General features: G+C 67.4%; 13 protein-coding genes and 1 other RNA gene. 11 read left to right on the plus strand and 3 right to left on the minus strand.

The genetic code is table 11. The features are described 5' to 3' along the window. The first annotated feature begins 325 nt into the window (after positions 1-325). From ACCQ04_RS00685 to ACCQ04_RS00710, 6 genes are all read left to right on the plus strand, one after another. Positions 326-625 carry a hypothetical protein gene (locus ACCQ04_RS00685; RefSeq protein ID WP_226427083.1) on the plus strand — a complete coding sequence of 100 codons (300 nt, stop codon included), beginning with the start codon at positions 326-328 and terminating at the stop codon, positions 623-625. Then, positions 615-887, plus strand: coding sequence for a hypothetical protein (locus ACCQ04_RS00690; protein WP_026064062.1), 273 nt, complete (start codon positions 615-617; stop codon positions 885-887). The genes ACCQ04_RS00685 and ACCQ04_RS00690 overlap by 11 nt, the downstream gene beginning before the upstream one ends. Beyond that, positions 884-2,449, plus strand: coding sequence for a PepSY-associated TM helix domain-containing protein (locus ACCQ04_RS00695; protein ID WP_226427082.1), 1,566 nt, complete (start codon positions 884-886; stop codon positions 2,447-2,449). Before ACCQ04_RS00690 ends, ACCQ04_RS00695 begins: the two co-directional genes overlap by 4 nt. Positions 2,450-2,604: 155 nt before the next feature. Beyond that, on the plus strand, positions 2,605-3,072 hold the full coding sequence (locus ACCQ04_RS00700; RefSeq protein ID WP_226427081.1) for a metallophosphoesterase family protein: 468 nt from the start codon (positions 2,605-2,607) through the stop codon (positions 3,070-3,072). Positions 3,073-3,177: 105 nt separating this feature from the next. Further along, positions 3,178-3,254: non-coding RNA, sX9 sRNA (locus tag ACCQ04_RS00705), on the plus strand. A gap of 253 nt (positions 3,255-3,507) precedes the next feature. Continuing rightward, positions 3,508-4,656: an aldo/keto reductase gene (locus ACCQ04_RS00710; protein ID WP_104554675.1), complete on the plus strand. Its 1,149-nt coding sequence runs from the start codon at positions 3,508-3,510 to the stop codon at positions 4,654-4,656. 83 nt (positions 4,657-4,739) lie between these two features. Here the strand turns inward: ACCQ04_RS00710 and ACCQ04_RS00715 are convergent, their stop codons facing one another. From ACCQ04_RS00715 to ACCQ04_RS00725, 3 genes are all read right to left on the minus strand, one after another. Next, positions 4,740-5,672: a rhamnogalacturonan acetylesterase gene (locus ACCQ04_RS00715; RefSeq protein ID WP_226427080.1), complete on the minus strand. Its 933-nt coding sequence runs from the start codon at positions 5,670-5,672 to the stop codon at positions 4,740-4,742. Positions 5,673-5,837: 165 nt separating this feature from the next. Then, the gene (locus ACCQ04_RS00720) at positions 5,838-7,463 is read right to left on the minus strand and encodes a carboxylesterase/lipase family protein (protein ID WP_226427079.1); all 1,626 of its coding nucleotides are present in this window, start codon (positions 7,461-7,463) and stop codon (positions 5,838-5,840) included. After that, complete coding sequence (locus tag ACCQ04_RS00725; protein ID WP_226427078.1) at positions 7,460-8,530, minus strand: alpha/beta hydrolase; 1,071 nt, start codon at positions 8,528-8,530, stop codon at positions 7,460-7,462. Before ACCQ04_RS00725 ends, ACCQ04_RS00720 begins: the two co-directional genes overlap by 4 nt. 140 nt (positions 8,531-8,670) lie before the next feature. Between ACCQ04_RS00725 and ACCQ04_RS00730 the strand changes: the two genes are divergently transcribed. From ACCQ04_RS00730 to ACCQ04_RS00750, 5 genes are all read left to right on the plus strand, one after another. After that, positions 8,671-9,492 carry a 2-keto-4-pentenoate hydratase gene (locus tag ACCQ04_RS00730; protein ID WP_039514172.1) on the plus strand — a complete coding sequence of 274 codons (822 nt, stop codon included), beginning with the start codon at positions 8,671-8,673 and terminating at the stop codon, positions 9,490-9,492. Positions 9,493-9,529: 37 nt separating this feature from the next. Continuing rightward, positions 9,530-10,528 (plus strand): TRAP transporter substrate-binding protein, encoded by a 999-nt coding sequence (locus tag ACCQ04_RS00735; protein ID WP_024939517.1) that lies wholly within the window; start codon positions 9,530-9,532, stop codon positions 10,526-10,528. Between the two features lie 10 nt (positions 10,529-10,538). Beyond that, on the plus strand, positions 10,539-11,060 hold the full coding sequence (locus tag ACCQ04_RS00740) for a TRAP transporter small permease (protein WP_016901233.1): 522 nt from the start codon (positions 10,539-10,541) through the stop codon (positions 11,058-11,060). Continuing rightward, positions 11,060-12,343 (plus strand): TRAP transporter large permease, encoded by a 1,284-nt coding sequence (locus ACCQ04_RS00745; protein ID WP_016901232.1) that lies wholly within the window; start codon positions 11,060-11,062, stop codon positions 12,341-12,343. Before ACCQ04_RS00740 ends, ACCQ04_RS00745 begins: the two co-directional genes overlap by 1 nt. A gap of 236 nt (positions 12,344-12,579) precedes the next feature. Further along, entirely contained in the window at positions 12,580-14,163 is a 1,584-nt protein-coding gene (locus ACCQ04_RS00750) for a family 43 glycosylhydrolase (protein ID WP_054592010.1), read from the plus strand.

A 14,163-nucleotide genomic window follows, 5' to 3' on the forward strand; every position in this document is an offset into this window, starting at 1 on the left:
AGAGCGGCCAATACCTCGCTGCGCGCGCCCACCGGGCGGTGCGGCAGGGGTGCCACCCGCTCATTAGGCGGCCCGGAGAGGGCTGCCGGGCACAGCCGCCGCCATGCCTTCCGTCGACCGTGTGTACGGGAGTGTTGTGCGTGGGCGTTTTGATGGCTGTGGTTTCTTCGATGGTTGAGCCGTTTATCCATGGTGTGCGTATCGCTGGATGCGCGCATGCATTGGTGTGGGTTACATATTCGCTGTGTGTCGGCGTGCAAGGCGGCGGCGCGCGGTCAGCGCAGCTTGATGTGTTGCGTTTCTCCGCTTCGACGCGGGCGCAGGCATGAGCGGTTTGATGACCTGGTGCTACCTGCTCACCGCTGCGGCGTCGGCGCTGGCGTTCTACCTGGCAACACGGCATCAACGCCTGTGGCCGCAGCTCAGCCTGTCGGCACGCGCGCTACGCATCGGCGCCAGTGCATTGCTGTTGCTGTCACTGAGCTGCGCCATGCAGGCCTTGGGCACCTGGGCCGGCATCTTCGCCGCAGTGACGGCGCTGATGCTGGTGGCGGTGGCGCTGCCGTATCTGGATGCCTGGCAGCAGGCGCGTACACAACGCAGGCAGGTGCGCCATGTGGGCTAGATGGCTGGCTGCAGTGGTGCTTGGTCTGCCACTGGCGGTCGGCGTGGTGGGCCTGTGCGCCCTGTTGCTGCCGGGGCCGCAGCAGAGCTACACGCTGGCATGGCTGCTGCTGATGTTTCCGGCCTGGGTGGGTGCGATGGCGCTGCCGTTCGTGTTCCGTCGCGCATCGCGCGCCTGGGCCGTGCTCGGCGGGCTGACGCTGCTGTGCTACCTCGCGCTTGCAGGCATCAAGGCATTGGGCTGGACGGAGCTGGGCGCATGAAAGCATCGACCTTGCGCGCGTTTCTGTCGGTCCACAGCTGGATGGGTCTGTTGGCGGGCATGGCCTTGTTCATCGCCTTCTACGCCGGCGCCATCACCGTGTTCACGCATGAACTGAGCGGCTGGCAGACCACGCCGCCTGTCACACAGCGTGCGCCGGCAGATCCTGTCGCCGCCACGCAGACCTTGCTGGATGCGGTGATCGCCCGGCATCCGCAGGTGGCCGACTCCTTCCTGGTGCTGCTGCCCGGCGAGCACGGGCCGACTCCGCGGCTGTACTGGTATGGGCCGCAGGCCGAGGCCAGTGGTGGCATGCGGCAGTATCAACAGGCCGCCGATGGCCGCCTGCTGGAACTGCCGCAGCGCGTGGGCTTTGCCGATTTCCTCTACGACCTGCACTTCACCGCCGGCCTGCCACGCGTGTTCGGCACCTATCTGTTCGGTGTGGTGAGCGTGCTGTACGGGCTGGCATTGCTCAGCGGGGTGGTGTTGTACGCGCCGGTGTTCTTCAAGGACCTGTTCGCGCTGAGGCCGGGGCATAACCTCAAGCGGCTGTGGCAGGACGCGCACAACGTGGTCGGCATGTTGTCGCTGCCGTTCCATGTGATCTTTGCCTGGTCCGGCGCGGTGTTGTGCCTGGGCGTGCTGTTGCTGGCGCCGTTCCAGTTCCTGGTGTTCGACGGCAAGCTGATGCAGATCCTGGCGCCGGAGTTCGAACTCACCCCGCATGTGCAAGCAGCCAGGCGTGCGGCGCCGGTGTTGCCGGTTGCGGTGCTGCTGGACAAGGCGCGCGCAGCCAGCCCGGGCTTGGTACCGGAGAGCATCGGGTTCCATGATGCAGGCGATGCCAATGCACGCGCGGAAGTGTATGGCCACACCGATCAACGCCGGCTCAACACACTCGGTGGCGTGGCCCTGGACGCGGCAACCGGCCAGGTCCTGCGCGTGCTCGAGCCAAGAACGATGTCGCCAGGCACCGCTGCATTGCGCGGGCTGCAAGGGCTGCACTTCGGCAACTTCGGGCATGCACCGGTGCAGTGGCTGTATTTCCTGCTCGGGCTGGGCGGTGCGTTCCTGTTCTACAGCGGCAACCTGTTGTGGATCGAAACTCGGCGCAAGCGTCGGCTGGTGGATCAACCGCGCCGCACCCACGCGATGGCACGCCTGACCATCGGCGTCTGCCTGGGCAGCGTCGCCGGCATCTCGGCCTTGTTCATCGCCGCACGTTTGCTTGCGCAAGGACAGGAGCGTTATGTCTATTACGCGGTCTTTGCGGCCGTGCTGGTGTGGGCGCTGGTCCGCCCCACCGCACGTGGTGCGTACGAGGTGTTGCTGGCCTGCGCTGTCCTCACGGCGCTGATTCCGCTGGCCAGCTGTGTTTCCGCGCGTGGCGTGGTGCTGCCGTGGCAGGACGCAACGGTGCTGGTCGTGGATCTGATCGCCTTGGTGTTGGCATGGGCGTACTGGCAACTGGCGCGTGCGAGCAGGCGGCGCGGACTGCAGGGCGATCCCAACAGCGTTTGGGCGTGGAAGCGCGCGCAGCGCGCTGAGTCGACGCACTGACGCGATTGATGCCCGGCACGCGACGGTGTGCCGGGCATCATCCGCAGCGGAGCACTTGTCGCTGACCATGCGGCTAGCCCGACAACCTGGCCCGTTGACGCGACGGCATCGCCGGGCAGTGCATCCTGATCGCCCGCCACCTTTACCCACACCCGATGACGGCTGCCGTCTTACGCATTGGCCTGATCTCCGACACGCACGGCGTGCTGCGGCCCGAGGCGGTGGCTGCGTTGCAGGGCTGCGCGGCGATCATCCATGCCGGCGATGTGGGCAAGCCCGAGATCCTCGCTGCGCTGCAGGCGCTGTCACCGCTGCATGCGATCGCCGGCAATATCGACAACAAGCCCTGGGCAGCGCAGCTTCCGCAAACGCTGGATCTGCTGATCGCGGGCGTGCGCATCCATGTGTTGCACGATCTGAAAACGCTGGCAACGGATGTTGCTGCCGATGTGATCATCAGCGGGCATTCGCACAAGCCGTCGATACACACGCACGACGGTGTGCTGTACATCAATCCGGGCAGCGCCGGCCCGCGTCGCTTCAGCTTGCCGATCAGTGTGGGCACGCTGTGGCTGGGCGATGGCCCGCCGCGTGCGCAGCTGCAGCTGCTGGAAATACGCTGACGGAAGTTGGATCCGTGCAACAGAGACGTGTGCAGGGATCTGGAGCGGCCAGCAAAAAACGACTGCACAGCCGTCATGCGTGCGCGGTCGCTGCTCGGAATCGGCGTGTACCACGCGTACTCTCCGGTTCTTAGCGTGCCGTCCGCACACATCTGACCACCGCTCGCGACGCTGTGTTGGCCACTCTTAGGCAATGCCACGCGCTGAAGTACATCGGCCCGGTACACCGGCCACTTCCGCATGCCCTGAGCATGCAGCGCATGCGATGACCGCCAGCAGCGACCGCCGACAACCTGTGCTGACGTGCCTGCTTGTCCCAACCTGCACGTGAGTCGTTCGTTGCCTGCATGTGTAGGCTCGCGGTCCCTGCGCTGACCTTGCCTGCACGCAGGCGGGACCATCCTTGTGCGTCGAGTCGCCGCAAGGATTTTCCCCATGAATACCCGTCGCCAGTTCCTCTCCGCTGCTGCTGCCGGCACCGCCGCATTGGCCGCCGCCCCGTTGTTGGCACAGACTTCCGCACCGGGCAGCGTGATGCCCACGCGCGGCAAGGCCGCCGCATCTGCATTGCCGACCAATCCCGCAAGCAAGGGCGCACGCTATCGGCCCTCGAGTCGACTGGGCTTTGGTGGCGTGGCGATCGGCAATGGGTTTGCGCCGACCAGCGATGCGCAAAGCGAAGCGACCCTGGCTGCGGCGTGGGAGTCGGGCGTGCGGTACTTCGATACCTCGCCGTGGTACGGCCTGGGCCTGTCCGAGCGCCGTACCGGGCACCATTTGCACAATCACGCTGCAGACGACTATGTGCTGTCGACCAAGGTCGGGCGCCTGCTGACCGCTACCGACAAACCGCCGAAGACGATGTGGCAGCAGCCGTCGCCCTTCGACTATCGCTACGACTACAGCGCCTCCGGCGTGCGTCGCTCGATCGAAGACAGCCTGCAGCGCCTGGGCGTGTCGCAGATCGATATCGCCTACATCCACGACCTGTCGCCGGAGAACGAGAAAGATCTGGGCATGCCGTGGGAACAGCGCTTTGCCGAAGCGGTGAAAGGCGCGATGCCCGAGCTGACCAAGATGCGCAAGGAGGGCCTGATCAAGGCCTGGGGCTTTGGCGTCAATCGCCCCGAGCCGGCCCTGCGTGCGATCGAAGAGGCCGATCCGGATATCTTCCTGCTGGCCTGCCAGTACTCGCTGCTCGACCACGCGCAGGCGCTGCACGACACCTTCCCGAAGATCGCAAAGCATGGCGCGTCGGTAGTGGTCGGTGCGCCGCTGCTGGCGGGCTATCTGGCCGGGCGCGAGCGATATCTCTACGACGGCACCGTGCCGGAATGGGCGCCGGCCAAGCGCCAGAAAGCACTCGCCATCTGCGAGCGCCACGGAGTGGATCTGCGCACAGTGTCGCTGCAGTTTGCCGCTGCGCCGAAGGTGGTGTCCGCGGTGATTCCGGGTGCGCGCACGGCCGAGCAGGCGCTTGCGAATGCGGCCTCGATGCGCGTGGCGATTCCGGCAGCGGTATGGGAAGAGCTCAAGCGCGAGCAGGTGATCGAAGCGGATGCACCGGTGCCTGTGCTGGGCTGAGGCGTACGCTTACGCGTGGTGGTGCATCGCAAACGCCTGCGCTTGCGATGCACCACGTCATGTAGCAGGCATCACCTCACCCATCACGGAATCAACAGCGGCCGCAACGCAGGCACTTGCCTGGCCAGCTCGTCGGCGACAATCGCCGCGAACAGATCGGCACCTTCGGCACCCAGATGGGTGTAATCGAATGCCAGCTTGGCCTGGCCCATCGGCTCGGCACTGGCGTTGTCCTGTGCACGCGCAGTGGCGACAGCAGGCGTGGCGGGCTTCGATGTGGTCTGCGCCGGGGTCTTGCCGATGGTGGTGCCCGATTGCGCGGCTAGCACCTGCTCCGGGTCGGCCGGCCGCTGCGCCAGGCGCATTGCCAGCACCGGGCCCATGCCTTGCACCAGGGCGCGGCTGCGCGCGTGCAGGTCGATCAATGGCACCTGCAATTCCTGCGCGAGCGTGCGCGTGGCCTCGGCCCAGGGCGCCAGATCGTCCAGCAACTGACCGCGCGCGAACTGCCGCCGCGTCAATGGCGTGACCAGCACCGGAATCGCACCGGCAGCACGCGCCTCGACCACATAGCGACGCAGGTTGGCGGGGAATTCGGTCGCCAGGTCGGTGGAACGCCCCGGCTTGCCCGGTTGATCGTTGTGACCGAACTGGATCAGCACATACACCTGGCGATACCCGCCACTGCGCAGCTCGTGCAGCGCGATCTCCCACGAACCTTCGGCACGGTAGTTGGACGTGCTGCGGCCGCCGCGTGCCAGATTGAGGCAGCTCAGAAATGAGGTCACATGCTGTGCGCAAAAGCTCGGTCCCCAGCCGCCCTGCACGGCGGTGGTGGAGTCGCCGACCAGCACGATCTTGCTGGCTGAAAGTGAGGGCGCAGCGGCGGTGGAGGCCGATGCCTTGGATGCGCGCGGCGTACCGACCTGCGCGGCAGCGGCCGCATCGGCACACGTCAGGCAGGCAGCGGCCAGCGCTGTCAGCAGCATCGGTGCAATAAAGAAATCCTTACGCATGCATCACCTCGAAAACGACTGAACCACGGCTGCGCGCTGGCAGGAATAGGGGGCGGCCACCGCCGCGGAATCGGCGTGTCCTGCGCAGACCTTCCGGTCTGGAACGTTCGTACCCGTGTGGCGCCCGCACACCACGTGCTGATCGCCCCGCCGGAACGAAAGCACTCAGAACGTACCGCGCTGGATGAAGGGCGCCTGCTGGTAGAGCCGGCGTTCGCCACCGCGCGGGTCGTTGTCCATCCGGCTCGGCACATCGAACAGCAACGTGTCGCGGTGCTGCAGCGAGTACTGGCGCCAGCGCGGCAGGCCGCGATGATTCGGATCGCCACTGCGTGCGAAGGCGAGCAGCGCCTCGCTCATCTGCTCGGCCATGCGCTGCGCAGCGGCGCCGTCGCCGGTGCGCGAGCCGGGCTGCGCAATGGTGTCGAAGACCAGCGGGATATCCAGCGTGTGGAAGGCGCCGAACTTGCCGCCGTCCAGCGGCGAGCCCCAGTCCAGCTGGTACACCCAGGTCGGTGCGCCCTGGCGTGCACGTGCTTCCGCCTCCTCGACCGCGCCGCGCCACGAGCGGCCCGCCGTGGTCGCGGCAAAGAACACGTCCGATGGCGAGTACTGCGGATACAGCCGGCGATATTCGGCAATCACCACCTGCGGCAGCAGGTCGACGTACTGCTGGCTTTCCAGCCTGGCCGGCAGCTCGTCCCAGCTCAACGCAAAGTTCTTCGCGTCGTTGCCGAGAAACGCGCGCGTCTCGTCGCGGGTATTGCCGATCACCAGCGGAATCCTGGCCGATTGCAGTGGCGCGGTCGGCCAGAACGGATGCACCGGCACATTGCGTGCATCCAGCACCGGGCCGAAGTACAGCGCGCTGTTTTCCACCCGCGAGGGGTCGCGCAGCTGCGCGGCAGCCAGCAGCTGCGCAACCGGCAGCGTGCGGATGCGCGCAAGCTCGCCGGGCGCGAGTTTCAAGGCATCCAGCAGCAACTGCGCACGCTGCGTGGCCGCACGCGGGCCGGCCACGGTGACCTGCTGCCCGCTCATGGTCCAGGCGCGGTGGAACAGGCCACGCGCAGCCGGCATCGCCATCAGGGTGGCGATCTTGGCGCCGCCACCGGACTGGCCGAACACGGTGACATTGCCGGCATCGCCGCCGAATTCGCCCGCGTGCTGGCGCACCCATTGCAGTGCCTGGATCAGGTCCAGCTGCCCGACATTGCCGGAGTCGGCAAAGCCGGCATCGCCCAGCTGCGCCAGCGACAGGTAGCCGAACAGGTTGAGCCGGTGATTGACGGTGATCACCACCACATCGCCGCGTCTGCACAGGCGTACGCCGTCGTACAACGGGTCGCTGCCGGAGCCGGTGGTGTAGCCGCCGCCGTGGATATAGAACAGGATCGGGCGCTTGCCGCCATCGCGCAGGCCCGGCGTCCATACGTTGAGGAACAGGCAGTCCTCGCTGGTGGGTTCGCTGGCCTTGAGTTGCGGCGCGGCCGCCGCGTAGGCGCTGGCATCGCGCACGTCCTGCCATGGATTTTCCGGCACGGCTGCCTGGAAGCGCCGCGCGGCGGTGTCGCCGCCGTACGGGATGCCCTTGAACACGCAGATGCCCTGGTCGCGATAACCGCGCAAGGCGCCGCCACGCACGCGTGCCAGCGGCGCGCTGGCCTCGCGTGGTGGCGGCGGGGATGCGGCGGCGCCAGCAAAGCCGGGGAGCGCTGCGGCGGCAGTGGCGAGCAGGCCGCCACGCAGCAGCGTGCGTCGGCGCGCGTCGGGCGTGGACGGCGCTGTCATCGCGCCACGTCCTGCGCCGGTCCCGATGCAGCTGCCGGCGGCTGTGCCTTGGTGACATGCGCGATCCAGGCCTGCGCCAGCTGCGGCCATGCGGCCACGGTCAGGCCGCTGCCGCTGGCGGTGCCGAAGCCATGGCCGCCCTGCGGGAAGACGTGCAGCTCGCTCGGCACGCCGGCGCGCAGCAGCGCGTCGTGCATCAGCAGGCTGTTGCGCACCGACACCACGGTGTCGTCCTGCGCATGCAGCAGAAAGCTGGGCGGGGTGCGTGCATCCACATGCAGTTGCGGCGAATACGCACGCACCTGCGCATCGGCTGGACTGCTGCCGAGCAGGCGCTCGCGCGAGCCCGGGTGCGCGTTGGCGCTGTCCATGTCGATGACCGGGTAGATCAGCAGCGCAAAATCCGGCCGCGCGCTCAGTGCATCGGCCGCATCCATCTTGGGGTAGACCTGCGCGGCGTAGCGGGTGGCCAGGCTGGCGGCGACATGGCCGCCGGCCGAGAACCCCATCACCCCGACCCGCTGGGGGTCGATGCCGTAGCGGGTGGCGTTGGCGCGGATCAGCCGCAGCGCGCGCTGTGCATCGGCCAGCGGCACGTCGGCGCCGTTCGGGTGGCCTTCGCCGGGCAGGCGGTAGCGCAGCACGAACAGGGCGATGCCGGCCTGGTCGACGAAGCTGGGCACCAATGCGCTGCCCTCGTTGTCGAGCACGATGCGCTGGTAGCCGCCGCCCGGGGTGACCAGCAGGGCGGTGCCGTTCGGCCGCTTGGGCCGGTAGACCACCAGATACGGCGTGCTGATCTGCTGGATGTAGCGATCGGGCAGGGCCGGGTCGCTGCTGCGTTGGACGATGCGCTGTGGCTGCGTCAGCGGCTTGTCCCCCGGTGCCATCCCGTTGGGCCACAGCAGGATCCGGCTGGCCTGCTCGGCTGCGGTATCGGCGCCGGGCACCTCGGCCGCCAGCACTGGCCCGGCCAGCAGCGCTCCCGCCATCACCACCACCGTCATGCACCGGCGCATGACGCTCGAAAACGCGGCAAACACGCGCGTCTGGCTTGTCTGTTCCATCCACCCCTCCCAGGGTTGCTTCGTTGCTGCGGCCAGTTTTGCCGCACTGCACATTGCCAATGACACCGGTTTACCATATACAGCACACCGTGCCACTGTCGATTGGCAGTGCAACAAAAACACCTATCAGGGAGACACCCTTGAGCAACGACGCCGCCACCCCACCATCCTCCACATCCTCGCTGTCGCAGATCGCCCAGCGCTTTGTGGAGGCACGCCGTGCAGGGGCATCGCTGCCGGACTTTCCAGGGCAGATCCCCGACGATCTGCTCACCGCCTATCAGGTGCAGGATATCGCCATCAGCCAGTGGGACGACCAAGTGGTCGGCTGGAAGGTGGGCTACATCGCCGCCGAGCGCCGCGACGCATCGGGCGACGAGCGCCTGCTGGGCCCGATCTTCTCGCACAAGCTCTGGAATGCTACCGGTGGAACAACCGAATTCCCGATCTACGAAGGCGGCTTCGGGGCGGTGGAGGCCGAGTACGTGCTGCGCCTGGACGCAGACGCGCCGGCCGAGCAGACCCACTTCACTCCTGACCAGGCGGCGCAGCTGCCGGCCACGCTGTTCATCGGCGTGGAAATCGCCAGCAGCCCGCTGGCCACGATCAACAAGCTGGGCCCGCGCGTGGTGATTTCCGACTTCGGCAACAACAACGGCCTGATCCTGGGGCCGGAAGTGACCGATTGGCTGGCGCGCGACGAATCCGCGCTGACCGCCGAAACCCTGATCGACGACCAGCTGGTCGGCACCGGCGGGGCCACCACGCTGCCGGGCGGCTTGCGCGCGGCCTACGCATTTGCGCTCAGTCGTTCGGCCCGGCGCGGGCGTCCGCTCAAGCGCGGTGATCTCATCGCCACGGGCAATGCCACCGGTATCCATGACATCGAAGTGGGACAGCATGCCCTGATTCGCTTCGCCGGCATCGGCGACATTTCCTGTACGGCTGTGTCCGCCAAGTAACGCCGGACCCAGTGACCAGACGCTTGGGAGGGCGCCAATGATCACACGCAGACATTTCCTCGGTGCCGGGCTCGGTGCCGCCGCGGCCGGCCCCTGGCTGGGCGCGGGTGCCACCACGCCGATCCCCGGCGGGCAGTTGCTGACCGCCACCGACGTGCATGTCGGCGACTACCCCACCGTGGAGGCGGTGCGGTGGTTCGGCAAGCAGCTGGAGCAACGCAGCAACGGCCGGCTCAAGCTGCGCCAGTACCACTCCGGCCAGCTGGGCCGCGAGTCGGAGGCGATCGACATGGCGCGCTTTGGCGCCATCGACATCACCCGGGTGTATTCGGGCGCGTTGAACAACACCTTTCCGCTGACCCAGGCGCTGTGCCTGCCGTACGTGTTCGACTCGGTGCCGCACCTGCGCCGCGCCATCGACGGCCATGTCGGCGACAGCGTGCTGCGCAGCTTCGAGCAGCGCGATCTGGTGGGCCTGGCGATCTACGATTCCGGTGCGCGTTGCTTCTACAACACCAAGCACCCGCTGCACCGCCCGGAAGATCTCAAGGGCCTGAAACTGCGCGTGGCCTCGTCGGACATCTTCCTCAAGCTGATGCGCATGCTGGGTGCCAACCCTACCCCGATGTCGCTGGGCGAGACGTTCTCGGCGATGGAAACGCACATGATCGACGGTGCGGAAAACAACATGCGCAGCTTCCAGTCCAGCCGGCATTTCGAAGCCGCGCATTACTGGTCGCAGAGCGAGCATTCCTATGCGCCGGACATCCTGGTGATGTCGCGGCAGAGTTTCGAATCGCTGCGTCCGGACGATCGCGCCCTGGTGGTGGAACTGGCACGCGCCTCGGTACCGGTGATGCGCAATCTGTGGGATGCCTCGGAGACCGTCGCGCGCAAGCAGGTGATCGATTACGGCGTCAAGCTCAATCAGGTCGACATGCCGGCGTTCCGCGCCGCCGCCGCGCCGCTGCTGGCCGAATACCGCAAGCAGCCGGAGATCGAAGCGCTGTACCGCCGCATCCGCGATTTTGCATAGAGGTGACCCGATGACCGAACCCGAGACCGTCGCCGTCCCGGTCGCGCCGTTGCAGCGCGCGCTGGACCGCGTTTCCGATACCGCCGTTGGCGTGGCATCCATCGCGCTGCTGGGCCTGGTGGTCGTGCAGGGCTGGCAGGTGTTCACCCGCTACGTGCTCAACGACTCGCCCAGCTGGACCGAGCCGGTGACGCTGCTGTTGCTCAGCACCGCCTTGAGCCTGGGCGCGGCCGCCGGCGTGCATACCAACCGCCACTTCGGCTTCTACCTGCTGGGCGAACACGTGCCGCCGCTGGTGCGCAGGGTGTTCGACCTGATCCGCCCGTTGATGATCATGTCCATCGGTGCGGTGCTGGCGTGGTGGAGCGCGGCGCTGCTGCTCGATGGCCTGGATATCAAGATGGCCGGCGCGCAGATGCCACAGAGCATCAACTACCTGCCGCTGTCGATCGGCGGTGCGCTGATGGTGATCTTTGCCTTGTACAAGCTGTGGCGTGTGCTGCGCCCGATCCAGGCCGGAGGAGTGCGCTGATGGGCATTGCGATGTTGTTGGGAACCTTCGTGGTGCTGCTGCTGATCGGCGTGCCGGTGGCGTATGCGCTGGGCGCGGCCGCACTGGCCACGCTGCTGTATCTGGACCTGCCCACAGTGGTGCTGGTGCAGCAGATTTCCGCCGGCAGCGGCTCGGCCTCGTTGATCGCCATCCCGTTGTTTATCTTCGCCGGCGAGCTGATGCTGCGCGGCGGTATCTCCGAACGCCTGATCGCGCTGGCCTCCTCGCTGGTGGGGCGCGTGCGTGGCGGCCTGGGCCAGGTCAGCGTGCTGTCGTCGCTGTTCTTCGGCGGCGTGTCCGGCTCGGCGATCGCCGACGTCTCGGCGGTCGGCGGCACCATGATCCCGCAGATGATCAAGCGCGGTTACGACCGCGACTACGCGGTCAATGTGAGCATGACCGCCGCGCTGGTGGCGTTGCTGGTGCCGCCTTCGCACAACCTGATCCTGTTCTCGGCCGCGGCCGGTGGCGGGCTGTCGATCGCCGACCTGTTCGCGGCCGGTATCTTCCCGGCGCTGCTGATGACCGCGGCGATGATGGTCACCGGTTATGCGGTGGCCCGCCATCGCGGCTACGGCACCGAGCCGTTCCCCGGCTGGCGCGCAGTGGCGCTGCGCCTGATCGGCGCGTTGCCGGGCCTGGGCCTGGTGGCGTTGATCTTCATCGGTATCCGTGCCGGCATCTTCACCGCGGTGGAGAGCGCGGCGATCGCGGTGGTGTACGCCTTGATCGTCACCGCGCTGCTGTATCGGCAGCTGCGCTGGGCCGAGTTCTTCGCCGCGGTGACGCATGCGGCGCGCACCACCGGCGTGATCCTGTTCGTGATCGCTACTGCGGCGGTGTTCGGCTGGTTGCTGGCCTACCTGCAGGTGCCGGCGGCGGCGGTGAAGTTCCTGCAGGCCATCGCCGACAGCAAGAACACGGTGCTGTTGATGATCGTGGTGATGCTGTTGCTGCTGGGCATGTTCATGGACCTGGCGCCGAAGATCCTGATCTGCACGCCGATCTTCCTGCCGGTGGTCAAGGCCTACGGCATCGACCCGATCCATTTCGGTCTGGTGATGGTGCTGGCCGGCGGCATCGGCCTGATCACCCCGCCGATCGGCTCGGTGCTGTTCATCGGTACCTCGATCGGGCAGATCACCATCGCCCAGAGCATGCGCACCATCTGGCCGTTCTGGCTGGCGGCCCTGGGCGTGCTGCTGATCGTGGCGTTCTTCCCCGAACTGTCGCTGTGGTTGCCACGCGCGCTGCGCGCGTAAGTGCCCGCGATCCCGACTGCGTTCGTCAGGTGGGCGTCGTCGGTGCGTGGCAGCGGCCTGCACGGCGCGTGCGATGCGATGTCCGCATGCCGCGCCTCGCTCGACAAACGCCTGCCGACGTTAGCGGCGCGCTGCCCGGCGTCGCTGCTGGCAGGTAGTTCCGCCTTCATCCAGGCGGCCGACGCTCCAGGCGCCGGCCGCCGCATCGCCCCGCCGTGCGGGGACTAGGAGCAAGCATGCGTGTGCGTATCGCTTCAACCCGTTTGCGTTGGCTGCTGGCCGGCGGCCTGCTGTTGTGTGCCGGGCTCGCTGCTGCGGCCGACTGGAAGCGCGGCCTCGAACACCAGCGCATCGCCGACCAGGGCAACGGCACCTTCCTCAACCCGGTGCTGGCCGGCGATCACCCCGACCCGTCGGTGCTCAAGGACGGACAGGACTACTACCTCACGCTGTCCTCGTTCGATGCCTACCCGGGCCTGCCGATCTGGCACTCGCGCGATCTGGTCAACTGGCAGCCACTGGGCCATGCCATCACCCAGAACGTCGGCGCGATCTGGGCGCCGGACCTGATCAAGCACGGCAAGCGCTACTACATCTACTTCCCGGCGCGCCGCGGCGACCAGGGCGAGCGCAGCAACTTCGTGGTCTGGGCCGATAACATCAAGGGCCCGTGGAGCGCGCCGATCGACATCGGCCTGGGCAAGTACATCGACCCCGGCCACGCAGTGGGCGAGGACGGCAAGCGCTATCTGTTCCTGAGCGGCGGCGATTACGTGCAGCTGTCCGACGACGGCCTGAAAGTGGTCGGCACGCCCAAGCACGTCTACGACGGCTGGAAATACCCGGAAAGCTGGGACGTGGAAGGCTACGCCCAGGAAGGCCCCAAGATCACCCGCCACAACGGCTGGTACTACATGACCACCGCCGTCGGCGGCACCGCCGGCCCGCCGACCGGGCACATGGTGATCACCGCGCGTTCGCGCTCGATCCACGGCCCCTGGCAGAACGCGCCCAACAACCCGATCACCCGCACCAAGAGCGCCGACGAGCCATGGTGGTCGCGCGGCCACGCCACGCTGGTGGAAGGCACCGACCAGCGCTGGTGGATGCTCTACCACGGCTACGAACACGGCTACTGGACCCTGGGCCGGCAGGCCTTGCTGGACCCGATCGAGTGGACCCCGGACGGCTGGTTCGTCGCCAAGGGTGGCGACCTGGGCACGCCGCTGAAAAAGCCCAGCGGGCAGGCCTTGCCGCACGGGCTGGCGCTATCGGACGACTTCCGCGCCAGCACGCTGGGCCCGCAGTGGGCGTTCTTCAACCCCGCCGCCGACGAGGCCAAGCGGCTGCAGGTCGGCGATGGTGTGTTGCGCCTGCAGGGCAAGGGCAGCGCCCCGCGCAACGCCTCGCCGCTGACGGTGATCGCCACCGACCAGGCCTACCAGTTCGAGGTGCAGATGACCGTGGCGCCGGGCGGGCAGGGCGGGGCGCTGCTGTTCTACAGCGACAAGCTCTATGCCGGCGTGGGCAGCAATGGCGAGAACTTCGTCATGCACCGCTACGGCGAGGAACGCCCCGGCACGCTGGCCCCCAGTGCGACCGGTGGCACCCTGTGGCTGCGCGTCACCAACAACCGCCATATCGTCACCATCCACAGCAGCACCGACGGCACCACCTGGACCAAGTACCCGGTGCAGATGGAAGTGTCCGGCTACCACCACAACGTGGCCGGCAAGTTCCTGGCCTTGAAGCCGGCGCTGTATGCCGCCGGGCAGGGCCAGGTGGAGTTCCGCAACTTCCGCTACCGCGCCCTGGACTGA

The organism is Xanthomonas sp. NCPPB 2866 (genome assembly GCF_041475745.2).
Lineage (GTDB): Bacteria > Pseudomonadota > Gammaproteobacteria > Xanthomonadales > Xanthomonadaceae > Xanthomonas > Xanthomonas arboricola.

Excerpts from the sequence above, each read along its gene's own strand:
- ACCQ04_RS00690 (WP_026064062.1), top strand. The coding sequence starts at position 615 with ATGTGGGCTAGATGGCTGGCTGCAGTGGTGCTTGGTCTGCCACTGGCG.
- ACCQ04_RS00725 (WP_226427078.1), bottom strand. The coding sequence starts at position 8,530 with ATGGAACAGACAAGCCAGACGCGCGTGTTTGCCGCGTTTTCGAGCGTC.
- ACCQ04_RS00715 (WP_226427080.1), bottom strand. The coding sequence starts at position 5,672 with ATGCGTAAGGATTTCTTTATTGCACCGATGCTGCTGACAGCGCTGGCC.
- ACCQ04_RS00740 (WP_016901233.1), top strand. The coding sequence starts at position 10,539 with ATGACCGAACCCGAGACCGTCGCCGTCCCGGTCGCGCCGTTGCAGCGC.
- ACCQ04_RS00695 (WP_226427082.1), top strand. The coding sequence starts at position 884 with ATGAAAGCATCGACCTTGCGCGCGTTTCTGTCGGTCCACAGCTGGATG.
- ACCQ04_RS00720 (WP_226427079.1), bottom strand. The coding sequence starts at position 7,463 with ATGACAGCGCCGTCCACGCCCGACGCGCGCCGACGCACGCTGCTGCGT.
- ACCQ04_RS00735 (WP_024939517.1), top strand. The coding sequence starts at position 9,530 with ATGATCACACGCAGACATTTCCTCGGTGCCGGGCTCGGTGCCGCCGCG.
- ACCQ04_RS00745 (WP_016901232.1), top strand. The coding sequence starts at position 11,060 with ATGGGCATTGCGATGTTGTTGGGAACCTTCGTGGTGCTGCTGCTGATC.
- ACCQ04_RS00750 (WP_054592010.1), top strand. The coding sequence starts at position 12,580 with ATGCGTGTGCGTATCGCTTCAACCCGTTTGCGTTGGCTGCTGGCCGGC.
- ACCQ04_RS00700 (WP_226427081.1), top strand. The coding sequence starts at position 2,605 with ATGACGGCTGCCGTCTTACGCATTGGCCTGATCTCCGACACGCACGGC.
- ACCQ04_RS00685 (WP_226427083.1), top strand. The coding sequence starts at position 326 with ATGAGCGGTTTGATGACCTGGTGCTACCTGCTCACCGCTGCGGCGTCG.
- ACCQ04_RS00710 (WP_104554675.1), top strand. The coding sequence starts at position 3,508 with ATGAATACCCGTCGCCAGTTCCTCTCCGCTGCTGCTGCCGGCACCGCC.